The sequence below is a fragment of the Rahnella sikkimica genome, assembly GCF_002951615.1.
Taxonomy (GTDB): domain Bacteria; phylum Pseudomonadota; class Gammaproteobacteria; order Enterobacterales; family Enterobacteriaceae; genus Rahnella; species Rahnella sikkimica.
This window is the reverse complement of the sequence record NZ_CP019062.1, coordinates 4327896-4347642: the sequence shown is the minus strand read 5'-3', so window position 1 is coordinate 4347642 and position 19747 is coordinate 4327896. Positions and strand designations below refer to the sequence as shown.

The window sequence follows — 19747 nt, the reverse complement described above, 5'->3', positions numbered from 1 at the left end:
CCGCGGCGGGTTTTTATTTTTCATGATAACTCACCCTGCCATTACATCGACGGCTGAACCAGCATATTGCCTGCGGAGCCGCGATCGGCAAGTTCCAGCGTTCCGCTGCGGTAGATAAACGGGAAATGGTCATACGAAGGCTGATTGAAAAATACCAGCAACTCCACATCGCCATCCACCCAAACGGTATCTTTGAATCCGGCATCTTCCACCAGCGGTGCCGCACCGTTCACGCTTTTCACCAGGAACGATACGCCTTCGGCGTGGAAGGTCTGCGGCATATCCGCATGTACGGTCCAGCGTTCCCACGTCCCTTGCTGCGCCGTCAGGTCGAGACGGTTGATGTCCCACATCGCGCCATTAATGCCCGGCTGACTGTCGCCAAGGCGCAGGTCGCGGCTGCGAACCACATTGCCGGTCAGGATTTGATCGGCCAGTAAACGCATCGGCAGATTATCGGTCACCAGCGGCAACAGGCCGGTAGGTTTGAGCGTCAGGACGACAGTAGAAACCAGAATGCTCGACGGTTCAAACAGCCCGCGCAGACGATCCATCACGCCCGCCGCATCGCCCGCGGTAATCGACACTTCTTCGCCCTGCGACATATCCACCAGCACTTCGCGGCGTTCACCCGGCCCGAGCGACAAACGTTTAACGGTTATCGGCGCAGGCAGGAAGCCGAGGTCAGAAGCCACCACGTGGAATGCACGGTTGTCGGTCATGCTCAGTTCGTAACGACGCGCATTTGACGCATTCAGCAAACGCAAACGAACCCAGCCGCGCGACACTTCGACATACGGGCTTTGCACGCCGTTCACCAGCATCGTATCGCCAAAGAAACCGCCGGAGGCCGGGGTGTCATATTGCGGCACACCAAAACCGTCCAGACGTTTGTCCTGAATGATCAGCGGGAAATCGTCAACGCCGTAATGGTTGGGCAACGGCAGATTTTTACTGACTTCATCCTCAACAATCCACATCCCCGCCAGCCCGTTATAGACGTGCGGTGCCATGCGGTTGGGCGTATTGGCGTGATACCAGCAGGTAGCAGCGGCCTGACGGATGGGCAATACCGGCGACCAGTCAACGCCCGGCTGCATCATGCGTGCACCGCCGCCGGTCAGCGTTCCCGGTTCCATCAATCCGCTGATGGTCATCGACACGGGTTCGGCCAGCCGGTTGCTGTAGATAAGTTTGACGTCATCACCGTTATGCACTTTGACCGTCGGGCCAAGATACATGCCATTGATGCCCCACACAGGGGCTTTAGCGCCACCCAGGAATGACCAGTGTGCCGCCTGTAACGTCAGAAACAGGGGTTGTCCACGACGGGATTCCAGCAACGGGGGAACGGGTAATGCCGGTTGCGAACCACTCGCTTCTGCTTTGAATGGCAGAGCACCTGCGGCAAGAGCCACGCCGGAGGCTTGCAGGAACGAGCGACGACTGAGTGACATATCTTCTCCATGAAAACAAAATCAAGAGCGGTGTTAATAACCATCGCCATCAATGGCAACAGAATTTCGGCTCCGGTGACGCCGGGTTGCAGGGACTCTGAAACCTGCAATGCGGCGTCACCGGAGCGTGAATAAAACGCGATTACTTTTTTGCTGCGGCTTCGCGCTGTGCGACTTCGGCGTCCAGCTCGGCGATTTTATCGGCCATGATCTGGCGGCAATGTTCGGACAATTCGCGCAGGCGATCTTTGGTGTAACCGGTGGTATCGATAGGTGGCAGCATTTCCACGATCACCAGTCCGTTAGACCAGCGGTTGAGCTTCACCTTGTTACTGGTGTTCGATACGCAAATCGGCACAATCGGCACACCGGCGGCAATAGCGGCATGGAAAGCGCCTGTTTTAAACGGCATCAGGCCACGGCCACGGCTGCGGGTACCTTCCGGGAACATCCAGATCGACAGATTTTTTTTCTTAATCTGCGCTACAACCTGAGCAATTGTGCCGTGCGCTTTGGCGCGGTTATCGCGGTCAATCAGCAGGTTACCGGTCAGCCAGTACAACTGACCAAAGAACGGGATCCAGGCCAGACTTTTTTTACCGACGGTCACGGTACCTGGCATCACAACAGATGACGCGGTCACCATGTCGTAGTTGTTCTGATGATTAGCAATGTAGATGCATTTGCCGTTCGACGCTGCTTCAGCGGGAATGCGCTTTTCTACCGTCAGACCAAAAACCGGGGCCAGATGACCAAACAGCTTGCCGAACGTCGACACATGTTTCGGGTTACGTGGACTGAAAAGACAATAAATGGAGCCAAAAACACTGACCAGAATCGAGTAAATAACCACGATAATCAGACGCAAAATAAATAACATAACACCCTCTTAAAACTACAGCCGAAGCCGGTAAGAAACCTGTGCAGTTTCGCTCCCTGTGCGGAGAACTATTCTCAAGCCTCATTCAGCGCCGCACAACGGTTTTATGAATACAAATGTAAAATCTTTGCACTGCACAACAGTCTCAGGCCACTGCATTTCCTTAAAAAGAGTTCAGGGCACAAATGTGCCCTGACTGGATAAGGTCAACAGCCGTTTTATTCTTCGCTGTCACCGCCACGCGCGCGGACAGGCGCATCGACTTCAACGCGATCAACCCGTTGCAGGCCGCGTGGCAGAAGCGTGCCTTTGCGCCCGCGTTCAGCACGGAATTTCTGCAACTCTTCCGGGCGAACAACCAGTTTGCGTTTACCGACGTGCAGTGTGACGGACGTTTGCGGCGGCAGAACCAGCAGCCATTCCAGCTTATCTTCACCGCTTGCCGCCTGCGCAGAAGGAATGGAAATAATTTTGTTACCTTTACCTTTCGACAGTTGCGGCAAATCAGCCACCGGGAACAGCAGCATACGGCCTGCGGCGGTGATGGACAGCAGCATGTCATCGTTGCCGTTGATTTCAATCGGCGCAAACGCTTTGGCGTTATCCGGCAGGGTAATCATGGCTTTACCCGCACGGTTGCGCGCGACTAAATCACTGAAGGTACACACGAAACCGTAACCGGCATCGGAGGCCATCAGCAATTTCTGATCGTCAGGCGCCATCAGAACGTGTTCGATGGTCGCACCCGGCGGCGGCGTGAGTTTACCGGTCAGCGGCTCGCCCTGCCCGCGCGCCGATGGCAGCGTCATCGGGTCAAGCGCATAACTGCGTCCGGTGGAATCCATAAACACCACTGGCTGATTGCTCTTCCCTTTCGCTGCGGCGCGGAAACTGTCGCCCGCTTTGTAGCTCAGGCCGGACGCATCAATATCGTGGCCCTTGGCGCTGCGCACCCAGCCTGATTCGGAAAGCACGATCGTTACCGGCTCGGACGGCACAAAGTCGTGCTCGCTCATGGCTTTGGCTTCTTCACGTTCGATGATTGGCGAACGGCGATCGTCACCAAAGGTTTCGGCATCGGCCTGAATTTCTTTGCGGATCAGCGTACTGAGTTTGCGTTCAGACGCCAGCAGCGCCTGAAGATGATCGCGCTCTTTTGCCAGTTCATCCTGCTCGCCGCGAATTTTAGTTTCTTCGAGTTTTGCCAAATGGCGCAATTTCAACTCGAGGATCGCTTCAGCCTGCGTATCTGAAAGTTCAAAGCGCTGCATCAGTACCGGCTTCGGTTCATCTTCGGTGCGGATGATATGAATGACTTCGTCGATACTGAGGAACGCCACCAGCAAACCGTCCAGGATATGCAGGCGTTTCAGCACTTTATCGAGACGGAAGCTCAGGCGACGGTGCACAGTATCACGACGATACGCCAGCCATTCGGTGAGGATCTCCAGCAGCCCTTTTACCTGAGGGCGATGATCCAGACCGATCATATTCATGTTGATTCGGTAGCTGCGTTCAAGATCGGTGGTCGCGAACAGATGGTTCATGACCTGATCGAGATCGATACGGTTAGAACGCGGCACCACCACCAGACGTGTCGGGTTTTCGTGATCCGATTCGTCACGCAAGTCTTCAACCATCGGCAATTTTTTGGCACGCATCTGGTTGGCAATTTGTTCCAGCACCTTCGCACCGGAAACCTGATGCGGTAAAGCGGTGATCACCGCACTGCCGTCTTCTTTATGCCAGACCGCACGCATGCGCACCGAGCCTTTGCCCGATTCGTACATTTTGCGGATTTCATTGCGCGGCGTGATGATCTCAGCTTCGGTCGGGAAATCCGGCCCCTGAACAAACTCCAGCAAATCTTCGAGAGAACTGCCTGGTTTCTCCAGCAACGCGATCGCCGCAGCGGCCACTTCACGAATGTTGTGCGGCGGAATATCTGTCGCCATACCGACGGCAATACCGGTGGTCCCGTTGAGCAGAATGTTCGGCAGGCGCGCAGGCAGCATTTTCGGCTCCTGCATAGTACCGTCAAAGTTCGGGACGTAGTCGACCGTTCCCTGACCTAATTCGCGTAACAGAACTTCCGCATATTTCGACAGGCGCGATTCGGTGTAACGCATCGCGGCGAAGGATTTCGGGTCATCCGGCGCACCCCAGTTTCCCTGCCCGTCAACCAGCGGATAACGGTAAGAGAACGGCTGCGCCATCAGCACCATCGCTTCGTAGCAGGCGCTGTCACCGTGCGGATGGTATTTACCCAGCACATCACCCACGGTACGGGCAGATTTTTTGAATTTGGCGTTATTACTCAGGCCCAACTCGGACATCGCGTAAATAATGCGGCGCTGTACCGGCTTCAGCCCGTCGCCGATAAATGGCAGCGCGCGGTCCATGATGACGTACATGGAATATTTGAGATAGGCGTTCTCGGTAAACGTGTGCAGTGCTAAACGCTCTGTTCCGTCATGAGTCATTTCGCTCATTGATGTGTAATCCTCAGACCCGTGGCGTTATCGTTTTGGAAATTAAGGAAGCTTGCACCCGCCACCGCTCGAAGGCGTTGCCGCGAGGCAATGATGTTCGCGATAGTACATCATCTGCCGCATGGCTGTCACAGTTGCTGTGTTTGTGCGGAATTTTTAAGCGTTTTTCAGAACGCCAGATGGCGGAATCAGGCACTTTTTCTTTTTATTATTGCATCTGAGTCAATAGTCTTGTGCGCAATATCACATTTTTCCGCCACGCGGAGTTGCGTACACTACGTGATAACAGCCTGACAGACAGAATTCAATTTAAGGAAAAGACGATGAGCAATATCCTGATTATCAATGCCGGTAAGACATTTGCCCACTCAAAAGGCGCGTTGAACAACAGCCTGACTGACGTCGCCAGCAGCTTCCTGCGCGACGCGGGACACGACGTGCGCGTGACCGTCCTCGAAGAGGGCTACGACGTACAAACCGAAATCGACAGTTACCTGTGGGCCGACGCCATCATTTATCAGCAACCGGGCTGGTGGATGGGTATGCCGTGGACGCTGAAAAAATACATCGATGAAGTCTTCACCGAAGGCCACGGCAAACTGTACGCCAGCGATGGTCGTTCCCGTTCTGATGAATCCAAAAAATACGGCTCCGGCGGCCTGTTACAGGGAAAATGCTACATGCTTTCTGTCACCTGGAATGCCCCGCGGGAAGCGTTCGAAGATAAAGAGCAGTTCTTCCACGGCGTCGGCGTCGATGGCGTTTATCTGGCGCAGCACAAAGCAAACCAGTTCATCGGCCTGGATACCCTGCCGACCTTCATGTGCAATGACGTGATCAAACAACCTGATGTTGAACGTGATTTTGCCCACTACCGCGCCCACCTTGAAAATGTGTTCGGGCAGGCCTAAGGTAAAAAGTCATCCGGGAAAGAGGTATTTATGATTACCGTTATTGCTGAAATCAAAGTAAAACCAGGCCGTCGCGATTCGGTCATGGAGAAAATCACAGCGCTGCTGCCAAGCGTTCTCGCCGAGAAAGGCTGTCACCGCTATGAGCCTTACGTTGATTTCAACGGTCAGGTTCCGTGGCGTAAAACGGCTCCGGATTCCATTTTCATGCTGGAAGACTGGGAAAGCTTGGCACATCTTGAAGCGCATCAGCAGGCCGATCACATGGATAAACACCGCGAAAACATCAAAGCCGACGTACAGGATGTGGTGATCCATATTATTGAGAAAGCCTGATTTTCTGACAGGTTTTACCCAAAAAAAATGCCGGTGCTGTAAAGCATCCGGCATTTTTTATTGTAGGGGTACGGTCGAAAGGATCAAATGTCCAGTTCGGCAATATCGCCTTTTTCCTGTAACCAGTTTCGGCGATCTTCAGATCGTTTCTTCGCCAGCAACATATCCATCATGCTGATCGTCTGGTCGATATCATTTTCGTCAATCGTCAGTTGCACCAGACGACGGGTATTCGGATCGAGCGTAGTTTCGCGCAGTTGCAGCGGGTTCATTTCACCCAGACCTTTGAAGCGCTGCACGTTCGGCTTGCCTTTCTTGCGTTTCAGCTGATCCAGCACACCTTCTTTTTCCTGCTCGTCCAGCGCATAGAACACTTCCTTGCCCAGATCGATACGGTATAACGGCGGCATCGCCACATACACGTGACCGCCGCGAACCAGAGAGCGGAAGTGGCGGACAAACAGCGCACACAGCAGCGTGGCGATGTGTAAACCGTCGGAGTCCGCATCCGCGAGGATACACACTTTGCCGTAACGCAGCTGACTCAGATCTTCGCTGTCCGGATCAATGCCGATCGCCACGGAAATATCGTGGACTTCCTGCGAGGCCAGCACTTCATCGGAAGAAACTTCCCACGTGTTCAGGATCTTACCTTTCAGCGGCATGATCGCCTGATATTCACGGTCGCGCGCCTGTTTGGCAGAACCGCCTGCGGAATCCCCTTCCACCAGGAACAGTTCGGTCATGTTCAGATCTTGCGACGTACAGTCCGCCAGTTTACCCGGCAGCGCAGGGCCGCTGGTCAGTTTCTTACGCACCACTTTTTTCGCAGCACGCAGACGGCGCTGAGCGCTGGAAATGCACAGTTCTGCCAGCTGTTCTGCGGCCTGAACGTTCTGGTTCAGCCACAGGCTGAACGCATCTTTCACCACGCCGGACACAAAAGCGGCGCACTGACGTGAAGACAGGCGTTCTTTGGTCTGGCCGGCGAATTGCGGATCCTGCATTTTCACCGAAAGCACGTAGGCACAGCGCTCCCAGATATCTTCCGCTGACAATTTCACGCCGCGCGGCAGGATGTTGCGGAATTCACAGAATTCACGCATAGCGTCCAGCAAGCCCTGACGCAGACCGTTGACGTGCGTGCCGCCTTGCATGGTCGGGATCAGGTTAACGTAGCTTTCGGTCAGCAGCTCGCCACCTTCCGGCAGCCACAACAGCGCCCAGTCAACCGCTTCGGTATCACCGGCAAAGCTGCCGACGAACGCTTTTTCAGGCAGGGTAATCAGGCCGTTAACCGCTTCCATCAGGTAGTCGGTCAGACCATCTTCATAACACCAGCGTTGCTCGGTGTTATTCACTTTATCTTTGAAAATAATTTCAGCGCCAGGGCACAGGACCGCTTTCGCTTTCAGCAAATGGCTGAGACGGCTGACCGAAAAACGCGGGCTGTCGAAGAAACTGACGTCAGGCCAGAAATGTACGCTGGTGCCGGTAGTACGTTTGCCACAGGTTCCGGTGACGTGCAGATCTTCAACTTTATCACCATTTTCAAACGCCATTTCATACACTTCGCCGCCGCGTTTTACCGCCACTTCTACGCGCGTGGATAAGGCGTTGACTACCGAGATCCCGACCCCGTGGAGGCCGCCGGAAAACTGGTAGTTTTTATTGGAGAATTTACCGCCTGCGTGCAGACGGCAGAAAATCAGCTCAACGGCTGGCACGCCTTCTTCCGGGTGGATATCCACCGGCATGCCACGTCCATCATCAATGACTTCGAGCGACTGATCTTCGTGGAGGATCACTTCGATACGCTTTGCGTGACCGGCTAATGCCTCATCGACGCTGTTATCTATAACTTCCTGGCCGAGGTGGTTTGGCCGGGTGGTATCGGTATACATGCCCGGACGGCGGCGCACCGGTTCGAGTCCGCTGAGGACCTCTATGGAATCCGCGTTATAAGTTGATTGGCTCATCGTTGATTATTCGTGGCTCATAGGTTTGTGGGCTAACGATACAGTATCTTGGCGGGCGGAAGCACTGGCAGCAAGCAGACGCGAAACATCCGGGGAAAACGTCACCCTGACGATGTTAGTCTGCCGCCAGCTCAAGAAAATCTACAATCGGCGAAAAATAACGTTCAAAGCCGACAAATGCATGATTTCCTTCAGGCTCGACCGTCTGACGACAAGCAGTGTAATACGCTACAGCCTGACGGTAATCGAGGATTTCATCGCCCGTTTGTTGCAGTAACCAGAGTAAATCCGGCGACTCCAGCGGTTCGATCTGCATGACTTTCAGATCGTAAACGTGGCGTGACTCTAACACATATTGCTGCCCGGTGTAGGGGTTCTCGTTTTGCCCCAGGAAGTCGATCAGCAGCTCATACGGCTTCACGGCAGGGTTAACCACCACCGCTGGCACGGAAAAACATTGCGACAACCAGGTGGCGTAATACCCGCCCAGTGAAGAACCGACAATACCCAGCTTTCTACCGGCTTTTTGAATCACAAGATTTTCCAGCTGTTCCGCTGCCTCCGCCGGATAAGGCGGTAATTGCGGGATCACCATGTCGATTTCAGGATGATGCAGCGCCAGCCAGTTTTTGAACGCCGTAGCTTTGGCCGAGTTCGGTGAGCTGTTGAAACCGTGCAGATAAAGTAAGGTATTCATTCGTATCCGTCCGCTTCGGTGTCCGGGTGAAACTCGCTGGTTTCCAGACGGAAAACCTGGGTTTCGACACGGCCATCGGGATACAAATCGAGATAACGCCAGCCCGGCGCAACAGTATCAATCGTGAAATTGGTGCAATGCGGTTTGAACTGGACGCAGGTTGACGGCGTGGCGTACAGGCGTCGTCCGTACCAGTCGAGATCGAGCTCCTGATGAATGTGGCCGCACAAAAGCGTATTCACTTTCGGGTAATTCACCAGAACATTCGCCAGCATGTGTGCATTCCGCAGGCTGTGCTGATCGAGCCAGGTACAACCAGAAGGCAGCGGATGGTGATGAAGCATCAGCAAAGTAAAGCGGTCAGGGTACGCGTTCAGACAGCGTTCCATCCATTCCAACTGATACTCGCTCAGTTCCCCGTGCGGCACGCCGAAAACCTGCGTGTCGAGCAAGATAATCTGCCAGTCATCACCGAGGAGAACCTGCTTAGAGGGGCTGATCCCGGCGTCCTGCAAGGCATTCACCATAGCAGGCTGGAAATCGTGGTTGCCGGGCAGCCAGACGCAGGGAGCCGACAGTTCACTGACGCCACGGGCAAACTGATGGTAGGCTTCCACTGACTGATCCTGAGCCAGGTCACCGGTTGCCGCGATAATATCGACGTCGCGCTGCTGTGCTTTTATAGCGTCCAGCACCGCGCGATAGCTGTTAAACGTATTCACGCCCAGCAGTGTCTCATCTTCACCGGCAAAAAGATGGGTATCTGTAATCTGTAGAATTCTGACTTTGGCCCCATTCACCAAAGGCAGTTTAAACAGGCTTTCCAAATCGTTTCCTTTGTTATTGAAGTCTGTCTAACACACCGGAATTGCCATCGCTCCGTGCGCAAGGCAATAACGCAGCCAGTCCGCCAGGAACTGGTTAATTTGATGCTTTTCATCACGCTGATGCAACTTTTTGTTAGGGTAATCATAGCGTGCTTTGAAGCGAAAGATCTGCTGACTCGCACACACTTCGGCCACCATAGCGTCGTGATAGAGCCGAACCGTCAGTGAAGGCAGGCTCCAGTAACTGACGGCGGGTGCGGTCTGTTTGATTTCCACCAGCGACGTATAGCGCGTCGATTCGAGGATCGTCAGGCAATATGTGGCGCTACTCACCTGATATGTCACTGTTTCACCGGGCTCATCAGTACGCGGCATCAAACGGCGCAATTGTGCGAAATTGGTTTCGCACAATCTCATCATTTCAGGGAAATCAGGGGTATAGCGCTTAATCATTCGTGAGCCCACTCTTTTCTCAAGGATTCATGGTGTAGCTGCAGCCATTGCAGGGCAATCACTGACGCCGCATTGTCTATCACTCCTTCTTCCACCCAGCGGTAAGCCTGTTCGCGGCTGACCACATGTACCCGGATGTCTTCATTTTCTGCTTCCAGACCGTGAATTCCTTCTGCCGTCGTCGCATCGACTTCACCGACCAGAATAGAAAGACGCTCGCTGGTTCCGCCAGGGCTGGCCAGGTAATTCAGAGCCGGTTTACAGCGTTTTACCACAATATTGGCTTCTTCGAGTGCTTCGCGGCGAGCGACATCTTCGACTGTCTCACCCTCTTCAATGATACCGGCGACCATCTCCAGAAGCCATGGGGTATCACTGGAATCAATACATGGGATGCGGATCTGTTCAATCAGCACGACTTCATCGCGTTTCGGATCATAAGGTAACAAGACTGCCGCATGGCCCCGTTCGAAAACTTCGCGCACCACTTCGCCGCTCATTTCCCCATTAAACAGCCGATGACGAAACCGATATGCAATAATAGAAAAAAAACCTTTATATCGCGTCTCACGTGCAATAATTTCTACATCATCTTTACCGAAAGTAACTGGTGAACTTTTGAATGCACACATGGATTGTTTTCCTCTTCCCTCATAAAGGCAATTTATCGCCCTTTGAGGTCAGTTTGATGAAAATGCGTTAATAATAATCAAGGTTGTTTGTGATAGATTTAGGCACATCCCGTGGGAAGGCACGTTAAGCCAACCTCCCCGCTAGCCTGACTCTGCTAGAATCCGCGTCTATTGGTTAATTTGACTGCGCCACCATACATAACAACATTGCTGCACAACAAGGAATGCAAATGAAGAAACTGCTCCCCCTTCTCATCGGACTCAGCCTGGGCGGCTTCAGTACGATAAGCCAGGCCGAAAACCTGATGCAGGTCTATCAGCAAGCCAGGACGAGTAACCCGGACCTGCGCAAATCCGCTGCTGACCGGGATGCTGCATTCGAAAAAATCAACGAAAGCCGCAGTCCTTTATTACCGCAACTCGGATTGGGTGCGGATTATGGTTATACCAATGGCTACCGCGATGCGAATGGCGTTAATAGTGATGTTGGCAGCGCCAGCCTGCAATTAACGCAGACCCTTTTTGATATGTCAAAATGGCGCGCCCTGACCTTGCAGGAAAAAACTGCCGGTATTCAGGACGTGTCTTATCAGACTGACCAGCAATCCTTAATCCTGAATTCTGCGACGGCTTATTTCAACGTATTGAGTGCTATTGATTCACTCTCTTATACCGAAGCGCAGAAACAGGCAATTTATCGTCAGTTGGATCAAACCACGCAGCGTTTTAACGTCGGCCTGGTTGCCATCACCGACGTCCAGAACGCCCGTTCACAATACGACACCGTATTAGCGAACGAAGTGACTGCCCGTAATAATCTGGATAACGCGCTGGAAGCACTGCGTCAGGTGACCGGCGTTTACTATCCGCAGTTGTCGTCCCTGAATGTGGATAACTTCAACACCACGCGTCCGCAACCGGTCGCCACGTTGCTGAAGGAAGCCGAAAGCCGCAACCTGAGCTTGCTGTCTGCGCGTCTGTCACAAGATCTGGCACGTGAGCAAATCCGTTATGCGGAAACCGGCCACATGCCAACGGTTGATCTGACCGCGTCTACCGGCATCAGCAACACAAAATATCACGGCGACAAAACCGGCGGTTCGTCCAGCTATCAGGACGCCGATGCGGGTCAGAACAAAATCGGCCTGAGCTTCTCACTGCCACTGTACAGCGGCGGTTCTGTAACGTCTCAGGTGAAACAGGCTCAGTACAGCTTTGTGGGTGCCAGCGAGCAGCTTGAAAGCGCGCACCGCAGCGTTGTTCAGACCGTACGTTCTTCCTTCAACAACATCTCGGCCTCTATCAGCAGCATCAACGCCTATAAACAAGCCGTTGTTTCTGCACAGAGTTCTTTGGATGCGATGGAAGCCGGTTATCAGGTCGGTACCCGTACAATCGTTGACGTTCTGGATGCGACCACCACGCTGTATAACGCCAAACAACAACTTTCCAGCGCCCGTTACACGTACCTGATCAACCAGCTGAACATCAAATCAGCGCTGGGTACACTGAACGAAAGCGATCTGCTGGCACTAAACGGTGCTCTGGGTAAACCTGTGCCAACGGCACCGGATCAGGTCGCACCTGAAACCCCGCAGCAGGACGCTACGGCGGACGGCTATGGCAACAACACCGCGTCTGCACCGCGTACTGAAAAAGCCAGCGCAACGACCCAAACGCATACCACGAAGAAAAGCGGCAACCCTTTCCAGAACTAAATCTGGCGGGTTTCTTTTTTCATCGGAAAGACCCAGGCAGCCTGAAAAGGCTGCTTTTTTTTGCCTCCGTCACGCACCTCTGTAAAGTCTCGTAACAATTGCCTTCGCTGCTTTAACAATCACCCACTTTCCCCTATCCTTAGTCCCTACTGGGAAAGGGCAAAAAAGCCCTACACATGGGATAAGAACGATGAAACGGACACAACACGTTAACCTGGCTACCTTCCGTAAATCATGGCGTAGCTATCGGATCACACCTGTCGCCCTGGCGGTCAGCGCCGTCTTTATGTTGTCTGCCTGTGAGAAAACCGACGAAACGGTTTCCTTGTATCAGAATGCTGACGACTGTTCGAAAGCTAATCCGTCCGGCAGCGCGCAATGCGTCGACGCCTATAACGCCGCCAAAACAGAAGCGGCAAAAACGGCACCGAAATACGCCAGCCGTGAAGACTGTATTGCTGAGTTCGGCGAAGGCCAGTGTACTCAGGCTCCCGCGCAGGCGGGTGTCGCTTCTGCCGAAGGCCAGAGCAGTGGCAGTATGTGGATGCCACTGATGGCAGGCTACATGATGGGCCGGATGATGAGTGGCGGCGGTTTCGCGCAGCAGCCTCTTTTCAGCTCTAAAAACCCTGCCAGCCCGGCAAACGGCAAATTCGTTGATGCGACCGGTAAAAACTACGGCCCGGCAACGGCAGGCGGCCGTACCATGAACGTGCCGAAAACCGCCATGGCACCGAAACCAGCCGTCACGAATACCATCACACGCGGTGGCTTCGGCGACAGCGTAGCCAAACAAACCTCAATGCAACGCAGCTCTTCTGCTGCACCTCGCAGCCCTGGCCGCAGCATGGGTGGCTAAGAGACAAAATGAAACGTTTAGCGATTAATGAGCGCCCGGACTGGCGCGAAAAAGCCACGGAGTTTGGCTTCAATTTTCACACCATGTATGGCGAACCGTACTGGTGTGAAGATGCGTATTACCAGTTCACGCTGGCGCAGATCGAAGAGATTGAAGACGCCACCGCCGACATCCATCAGATGTGCTTAAAAGTGGTTGAGCGCGTGGTGAATGACGACAAACTGATGGCGAAATTCCAGATCCCGAAACACGTCTGGGAATTTGTCCGCAGCTCATGGCGCACGCAGCAACCGTCGTTGTATTCCCGTTTGGATCTGGCTTATGACGGTGTGAATCCGCCTAAGCTTCTGGAAAATAACGCGGATACGCCGACCTCGCTTTACGAAGCGGCTTTCTTCCAGTGGCTCTGGCTGGAAGATCAGATCGCTGCGGGCAACTTGCAGCAAGATGCCGATCAATACAACAGTTTGCAGGAAAAGCTGATCGAGCGTTTCAGCGAGCTGAAAAACGAGCACGGTTTTTCATTACTGCATATCGCCTGCTGTCAGGACACCGAAGAAGATCGCGGTACCGTTCAGTATTTGCAGGACTGCGCGCAGGAAGCTGAACTGGCCAGTGAATTCCTGTTTATCGAAGAAATCGGTCTGGGCGAACGCGGGCAGTTTACCGATACGCAGGATCAGGTGATTTCCAACCTGTTCAAGCTGTATCCGTGGGAATTTATGTTCCGCGAAGTGTTCGCCACCAAGCTCGAAGACGCCGGTGTTCGCTGGCTGGAACCGGCATGGAAAGCCATTTTGTCGAACAAAGCCCTGCTGCCGTTGCTGTGGGAAATGTTCCCGGATCACCCGAATCTGTTACCGGCGTATTTCGCTGAAGATGCACATCCGGAGCTGGAACATTACGTGGTGAAACCGCTGTTCTCCCGCGAAGGCGCGAACATCAAAGTCATCGAGAAAGGCCAGGAAGTGGCCCGCGTTGACGGCCCGTATGGCGCAGAGGGTATGATCGTGCAGCAGTTCCACCCGCTGCCGGTATTCGAAGGCAGCTACACGTTGATCGGCAGCTGGCTGGTCAACGATCAGCCTTGCGGGATTGGCATCCGCGAAGATAAAGCGCTGATCACGCAGGACCTGTCACGTTTCTATCCGCATACCATCGTCGGCTAAAGATGCATTAAAAAAGGATAATGACGAATTTCATTATCCTTTTTATTTTTAGCCAACTTGTACCGAAAGCATACTTAACGATCCCATGACGATACCGTCGGTCGGTTCAGTGATCGGCTCCGCACCATCCCACGCGCCCAACACATACAACAACGGCAGATAGTGATCCGGAGACGGATTCGATAACGCGCCGCCTTCGTGCTCCATGAAATTGACCAGCGGATGATCTTTCGCTTCACCTTTCCAGTCGAGATTATCTTTCACGAACATTTCAAAAGACGTCGCCCACGGATACGGCTCGCCTTTACCGTCCCACTTCACCATCCGCAGGTTATGCACCACGTTACCGCTGGCGACAATCATCACGCCTTCGTCACGCAGTACGGCCAGCTTTTTGCCCAGTTCATAGTGATATTCCGGTGGTTGCGTGCCGTCGATGCTCAGCTGGATCACCGGAATATCGGCGTCCGGATACATCTTGATCAACACGCCCCAGGTGCCGTGGTCAAAACCCCACTCGCTGGTATCGGAAATCACATTCACCGGACTGAGTAATTCCTGAACCCGTTTTGCCAGTGCCGGAGAACCCGGAGCCGGATAACGTTTATCAAACAGCGCCTGCGGGAAACCGCCAAAATCATGAATAGTGCGCGGGTTTTCCATCGCCGTTACCGCCGTGCCACGGGTAAACCAGTGAGCCGAGACGGCCAGAATCGCTTTTGGTCGTGGCAAAGATTCGCCCAGCGCATGCCAGGCACGGGTATAAATATTGTCTTCCAGCACATTCATCGGGCTGCCGTGGCCTAAGAAAAGTGCGGGCATACGTTGAGTCGTCATCATGAATTCCTTACCGCAAAATGAAAGAGAGCGGCGTTACCTGACAACCTGCCGCGTAATGAAAATACGGTACTCTTTTTCATTACCGGTTACAGCCGGATAACCATGAAGGAGATGTTCAGTAAATTTGAAGAAGCAAATCAAAGGCGACGGGCGTGGATTTTCGGTACAGATAAATTGCGGGAATACATAGCAAAAAGGCCGCATAAGCGGCCCCTACTCATCAGCACAACCGATCAGTCAGCTTGCCTGACGGGTTTGTGCCTGACGATATGCGACCAGATCGGCAATCGTCACCACCGGCATATTATGCTCGCGGGCAAAGACCACCACTTCCGGCGCATGTGCCATGCTGCCGTCGTCGTTGGTCAGTTCGCACAGTACGCCGAACGGCTTGAGGCCAGCTAATGTCGCCAGATCAACCGACGCTTCGGTGTGACCACCGCGGGTCAGCACACCGCCTGCCTGCGCGCGCAGCGGGAAGACATGCCCCGGACGGTTCAGGTCAGAAGGTTTTGCGCCATCTTTGATGGCAGCACGAATGGTGGTGATGCGATCGGCCGCAGAGACACCTGTCGTCACGCCTTCAACCGCTTCGATAGTCACGGTGAAAGGGGTCTGGAACGGGCTGGAGTTATGCTCAACCATCATCGGCAAATCCAGCTTTTTACGGCTGTCTTCGTTCATGGTCAGGCAAACAATGCCGCTGCCGTGGCGAATAGTCAGTGCCATCTGTTCAACGGTCATGTTTTCGGCGGCAAAGATAAAATCGCCTTCGTTTTCACGATCTTCGTCATCCAGTACTAACACACCCACACCATTACGGATGGCGTCAATGGCACGCTCAACACGTTCAGTGGATGTACCGAATTCGGAAAGTAGGGTCTGATTCATGGTAAAAATAACCTCATGTTCTGTATATGGATTACCAGAATCAGGGCGTCTTGAGGAGGCTAGCTGCAGCAGCCAGAGGGCGTGCTACAGTTATAAAAAATAACGCAGCGGACAAAAAATTGCCCGGCTTGAATCGTTACTCTCTCCCATCCGGACTTTAACCGTCGGCCCCGGAATTACACCGGATCTGCTGACCTCTAATCCCGAAGGATTGAGCGCTCGCGGGCTTCCACGTGGAAGGGATTATGATCCTTCCGGTATTCTGTGGTTTACCGCCGGTGGGGACTTTCACCCCGCCCTGAGAATAAGCAAACCAACTATAACGCCAATAAATGAGCAGAGCAATCCTGTGGATTGGCCATTTAGTGCCTCTGAAGGTTTATAGAAACAGCATCAGGGATTACACTAAGGAAAAGCACCTCCTTCGAGAAAAGGAAATAACATGATTGACCCGAAAAAAATTGAACAAATTGCCCGCCAGGTTCACGAATCCATGCCGAAAGGCATCCGTGAGTTCGGTGAAGATGCCGAGAAGAAAATCCGTCAGGTATTGCAGGCGCAGTTCAGCCGCATGGATTTAGTCAATCGCGAAGAGTTCGACGTGCAGACCCAGGTTTTGCTGCGTACCCGCGAGAAACTGGCCGTGCTGGAACAACGTCTGGCGGCACTCGAAGGCAAACTGGCCGAAGCGGAAAAACCGCAAGATCCTGCCTGATTTTCCGTAAGCATCAGCCGTTAGCGCGGATTTGCCGGAAACAGAAAAGGCCTGCTCAGCAGGCCTTTTTCATGCGATTTTCTCAGACGTTATTGCGGACGAAGCACCGTTTTTGCTCGTGGCAGCAACACCCATAACGCCGCAAACACCACCAGCGCATACAGTGATTTCCAGCCGACCATCGCCAGCAGCCCGCAGCACAGAACCGCCCCCAGCGTTGCCATCCATTTTGACCGGCCCGTCAGGATTTTTGCTCCTGAAATCATGCACAGCAGATAAATCAGAATGAAAATCCCGTTGGCGTAAGTAATCAGCGCGCCGAGCGGTAAATGCAGCCAGTAAATCAGTAACGTGAATAACATACAGCAGCCGACCACCAGATTAAGCGCCGCGACCGGCACCTGCTGGGCAGACAGTTTCGCCAGTTTGCTTTCGGGTTTCAGCTGCGCCTGTGACCACACAAGCCGGGCGAAGCTTTGCGTATAAATATTCACGCTGGCAAAACAGGCCAGATATCCAATAATGCAGGCCACCCACAGCGCCTTTTGTCCGAACAGCTGCACCACAATCCCCGGTAATGACGCGCCCGCTTCCCGCCCTTCGCCCCACGCATGGAATTTCAACACCGCGACGGTACAACCCCAGTACACCGCACCGGCCACCAGCATGCCGATAAGCAGCGCGCGCGGAAAATCACGTTCCGGATTACGAAATTCTGTCGCCAGATGCGCAAACGCCTCCAGCCCGACAAAGCACCAGAACATTACGGCCAGCGCATCAAACATATTGGAAGGCGAGACATCGCGAATTGCTGGCAACGGGATTTCCGGCAACGTGATATCCCCTTTCCACCAGATAGCCACAACCAGCGCGACCACCAAAAGCGCGATCAGCGTCTGAATATTCGCGCTGGATCCCGCGCTGCGCGTGCCCAAAAACCAGATAACGAACAGCGTTCCCAACTGAACCAACAGCAAATTTTCACTGCTCCAGCCAAAAGCCGCCTGCCAGAAACCGGCAGCAATATGCAGCGCGGCAGGCAATCCGACCGGAATCACGGACAAAAACAGCCAGCCTGTCACGCGAGCCATGTGCGGCCCGAAGGCTTTCCCTACGAAATGCGCAGCACCGCCTGCACTCGGGAAATGCCGGCCCAGCGCGGCAAAGCCAATCGCAATCGGGAACACCAGCAGGATCAGCGCCGGCCAGGCCCACAGACTGTCGTTTTGCGCCAGTTGCGCGGCAAGCGCGGGCACCGCAAAAACGCCGGTGCCCAATAATGAGGTGGAGAGCAGCCCGACGCCTTGCGCCAGACTTAATTCCTGTTTTAATCCGCTCACAACAGAGTCACTTCCGTTTCGTGTTTTTTGAGTGAAGAATCAAAAAGAAAAGGGCTTATCAGATAAGCCCTTCGGTGCGAACATCAGAAATTCAACCGCAGAAAATCAGTCCTGCGCTTTGATCTGATTGATGATTTTGGTGGTAGATAACCCATCTTCAAAATTCAGCACGCGGACTTCGCCGCCGTTCGCCCAGACTTCCTGACAACCGGCAATTTGTTCCGGTTTGTAGTCGCCGCCTTTGACCAGCAGATCCGGTAAGATCCCGGCGATCAGTCGCTGCGGGGTATCTTCTTCAAACGCCACAACCCAGTCGACAGCGCCGAGCGCACCCAGCACGATCATGCGGTTTTGCAGCGTATTCACCGGACGGGTTTCGCCTTTCAGACGTTTGGTCGATGCATCGCTGTTCACCGCGACAATCAGACGATCGCCGAGCTTACGGGCATTCGCCAGATATGACACATGACCCGCATGCAGGATGTCGAAAATGCCGTTGGTCATCACGACTTTCTCGCCGCGCTGACGTGCCATTGCGACTGCCGCTTTCAGCTGTTCTTCGGTCATCACGCCGAAGCCCACATCTGAGCGTCCGCCGATCGCGTTTTCCAGCTCGACCGGAGAAACGGTGGATGTCCCGAGTTTCCCGACGACAACACCCGCCGCAGCGTTTGCCAGGAAACAGGCTTCTTCCAGAGTATTGCCCGCTGCCAGTGCTGCGGCCAGCGTACCGATCACGGTGTCACCGGCACCGGTCACGTCATACACTTCCTGGGCCTGCGTTGGCATATGGAAAGGGGCTTTGCCCGGCTGCAACAGTGTCATGCCGTGTTCTGAACGGGTCACCAGCAACGCGGAAAGTTCAAAATCGGCGATCAGTTGCATACCGCGCGCCACAATTTCGTCTTCGTTTTTACAACGGCCCACCACTGCTTCGAACTCGGACAGATTCGGTGTCAGCAGCGTCGCGCCACGATAACGTTCAAAATCAGAACCTTTAGGATCCACTAAAACAGGCACGCCCGCTTTTCTCGCCAGCTGGATCATTTTCTGCACTTCGGTCAGCGCGCCTTTGGCGTAATCAGACAGCACCAGCGCGCCACTTTGTGGCAGTGCCTGTTCTATTTTGGTCAGCATCGGTTGCAGATCAACGCCTTCAAAACCTTCTTCGAAGTCGAGGCGGATCAGTTGCTGGTTGCGGGAAAGAATACGCAGTTTGGTGATAGTCGGGTGCGTAGGCAACGCCACAAAATCGCAATGTACCTTCACTTCCGCCAGACGCTCGCTCAGCGCACGCGCCGCATCATCCACACCGGTCAGGCCGATCAGACGGGAAGAGGCACCGAGAGACGAAATGTTCATCGCCACGTTAGCCGCGCCGCCGGGGCGTTCTTCGATGGTATTCACCTTCACGACCGGTACCGGAGCTTCCGGTGAAATACGGTTGGTCGGGCCATACCAGTAGCGGTCTAACATTACGTCACCGACCACCAGCACACCCGCGCGGTGAAAATCAGGCAAAGTCACTTTCATCCCAAGACTCCAAAACAG

18 protein-coding genes and 1 riboswitch are annotated in these 19747 nt (G+C 53.8%); of the genes, 6 read left to right on the top strand and 12 right to left on the bottom strand.

Annotated features, from left to right (window positions below; translation table 11 throughout):
* Positions 1-41: 41 nt before the first annotated feature.
* The 3 genes from ftsP to parC form a co-directional block, all read right to left on the bottom strand.
* Positions 42-1457 (bottom strand): cell division protein FtsP, encoded by a 1416-nt coding sequence (ftsP, locus tag BV494_RS20090; RefSeq protein WP_104924421.1) that lies wholly within the window; start codon positions 1455-1457, stop codon positions 42-44.
* 142 nt (positions 1458-1599) lie between these two features.
* The gene (locus BV494_RS20085) at positions 1600-2337 is read right to left on the bottom strand and encodes a 1-acylglycerol-3-phosphate O-acyltransferase (protein ID WP_104924420.1); all 738 of its coding nucleotides are present in this window, start codon (positions 2335-2337) and stop codon (positions 1600-1602) included.
* Positions 2338-2555: 218 nt separating this feature from the next.
* Positions 2556-4829 (bottom strand): DNA topoisomerase IV subunit A, encoded by a 2274-nt coding sequence (parC, locus tag BV494_RS20080; protein ID WP_104924419.1) that lies wholly within the window; start codon positions 4827-4829, stop codon positions 2556-2558.
* Between the two features lie 323 nt (positions 4830-5152).
* On the opposite strand from parC, the gene BV494_RS20075 reads away from it, so the two are divergent.
* Positions 5153-5740 (top strand): NAD(P)H-dependent oxidoreductase, encoded by a 588-nt coding sequence (locus tag BV494_RS20075; protein ID WP_104924418.1) that lies wholly within the window; start codon positions 5153-5155, stop codon positions 5738-5740.
* A gap of 30 nt (positions 5741-5770) precedes the next feature.
* On the top strand, positions 5771-6076 hold the full coding sequence (locus tag BV494_RS20070) for a putative quinol monooxygenase (RefSeq protein WP_101078426.1): 306 nt from the start codon (positions 5771-5773) through the stop codon (positions 6074-6076).
* A gap of 83 nt (positions 6077-6159) precedes the next feature.
* On the opposite strand, the gene parE is transcribed toward BV494_RS20070, so the two are convergent.
* The 5 genes from parE to nudF all read right to left on the bottom strand — a co-directional run bounded on the left by parE (position 6160) and on the right by nudF (position 10664).
* Complete coding sequence (gene parE / locus BV494_RS20065; RefSeq protein WP_104924417.1) at positions 6160-8055, bottom strand: DNA topoisomerase IV subunit B; 1896 nt, start codon at positions 8053-8055, stop codon at positions 6160-6162.
* 115 nt (positions 8056-8170) lie between these two features.
* Positions 8171-8752, bottom strand: a complete 582-nt coding sequence (yqiA, locus tag BV494_RS20060) for an esterase YqiA (protein WP_104924416.1) — start codon at positions 8750-8752, stop codon at positions 8171-8173.
* The gene (cpdA, locus tag BV494_RS20055) at positions 8749-9579 is read right to left on the bottom strand and encodes a 3',5'-cyclic-AMP phosphodiesterase (RefSeq protein WP_104924415.1); all 831 of its coding nucleotides are present in this window, start codon (positions 9577-9579) and stop codon (positions 8749-8751) included. Before cpdA ends, yqiA begins: the two co-directional genes overlap by 4 nt.
* A 27-nt stretch (positions 9580-9606) precedes the next feature.
* A complete protein-coding gene (locus tag BV494_RS20050) occupies positions 9607-10032 on the bottom strand; it encodes a DUF1249 family protein (RefSeq protein WP_095923552.1) in 426 nt (141 codons plus the stop codon).
* On the bottom strand, positions 10029-10664 hold the full coding sequence (gene nudF, locus BV494_RS20045) for an ADP-ribose diphosphatase (RefSeq protein ID WP_104924414.1): 636 nt from the start codon (positions 10662-10664) through the stop codon (positions 10029-10031). Before nudF ends, BV494_RS20050 begins: the two co-directional genes overlap by 4 nt.
* 230 nt (positions 10665-10894) lie before the next feature.
* On the opposite strand from nudF, the gene tolC reads away from it, so the two are divergent.
* The 3 genes from tolC (at position 10895) to BV494_RS20030 (ending at position 14410) form a co-directional block, all read left to right on the top strand.
* Positions 10895-12382, top strand: a complete 1488-nt coding sequence (gene tolC, locus BV494_RS20040) for an outer membrane channel protein TolC (protein WP_104924413.1) — start codon at positions 10895-10897, stop codon at positions 12380-12382.
* A 190-nt stretch (positions 12383-12572) separates the two neighbouring features.
* Positions 12573-13241 (top strand): DUF1190 family protein, encoded by a 669-nt coding sequence (locus tag BV494_RS20035; RefSeq protein WP_104924412.1) that lies wholly within the window; start codon positions 12573-12575, stop codon positions 13239-13241.
* A gap of 8 nt (positions 13242-13249) precedes the next feature.
* On the top strand, positions 13250-14410 hold the full coding sequence (locus tag BV494_RS20030) for a glutathionylspermidine synthase family protein (RefSeq protein WP_104924411.1): 1161 nt from the start codon (positions 13250-13252) through the stop codon (positions 14408-14410).
* Positions 14411-14458: 48 nt separating this feature from the next.
* On the opposite strand, the gene ygiD is transcribed toward BV494_RS20030, so the two are convergent.
* Together ygiD and ribB are read right to left on the bottom strand one after the other, a co-directional pair.
* The gene (gene ygiD / locus BV494_RS20025; RefSeq protein WP_104924410.1) at positions 14459-15247 is read right to left on the bottom strand and encodes a 4,5-DOPA-extradiol-dioxygenase; all 789 of its coding nucleotides are present in this window, start codon (positions 15245-15247) and stop codon (positions 14459-14461) included.
* Between the two features lie 240 nt (positions 15248-15487).
* Positions 15488-16141, bottom strand: coding sequence for a 3,4-dihydroxy-2-butanone-4-phosphate synthase (gene ribB / locus BV494_RS20015; RefSeq protein WP_104924409.1), 654 nt, complete (start codon positions 16139-16141; stop codon positions 15488-15490).
* A gap of 134 nt (positions 16142-16275) precedes the next feature.
* A riboswitch (FMN riboswitch) is annotated at positions 16276-16451 on the bottom strand.
* Between the two features lie 132 nt (positions 16452-16583).
* Between ribB and ubiK the strand changes: the two genes are divergently transcribed.
* Complete coding sequence (ubiK, locus tag BV494_RS20010) at positions 16584-16856, top strand: ubiquinone biosynthesis accessory factor UbiK (protein ID WP_104924408.1); 273 nt, start codon at positions 16584-16586, stop codon at positions 16854-16856.
* A gap of 89 nt (positions 16857-16945) precedes the next feature.
* Here ubiK and yjeH read toward each other — a convergent pair whose 3' ends face one another.
* On the bottom strand, positions 16946-18196 hold the full coding sequence (gene yjeH / locus BV494_RS20005) for an L-methionine/branched-chain amino acid transporter (RefSeq protein WP_104924407.1): 1251 nt from the start codon (positions 18194-18196) through the stop codon (positions 16946-16948).
* Positions 18197-18301: 105 nt separating this feature from the next.
* Positions 18302-19729, bottom strand: coding sequence for a bifunctional D-glycero-beta-D-manno-heptose-7-phosphate kinase/D-glycero-beta-D-manno-heptose 1-phosphate adenylyltransferase HldE (gene hldE / locus BV494_RS20000; RefSeq protein ID WP_104924406.1), 1428 nt, complete (start codon positions 19727-19729; stop codon positions 18302-18304).
* Positions 19730-19747 lie beyond the last annotated feature (18 nt).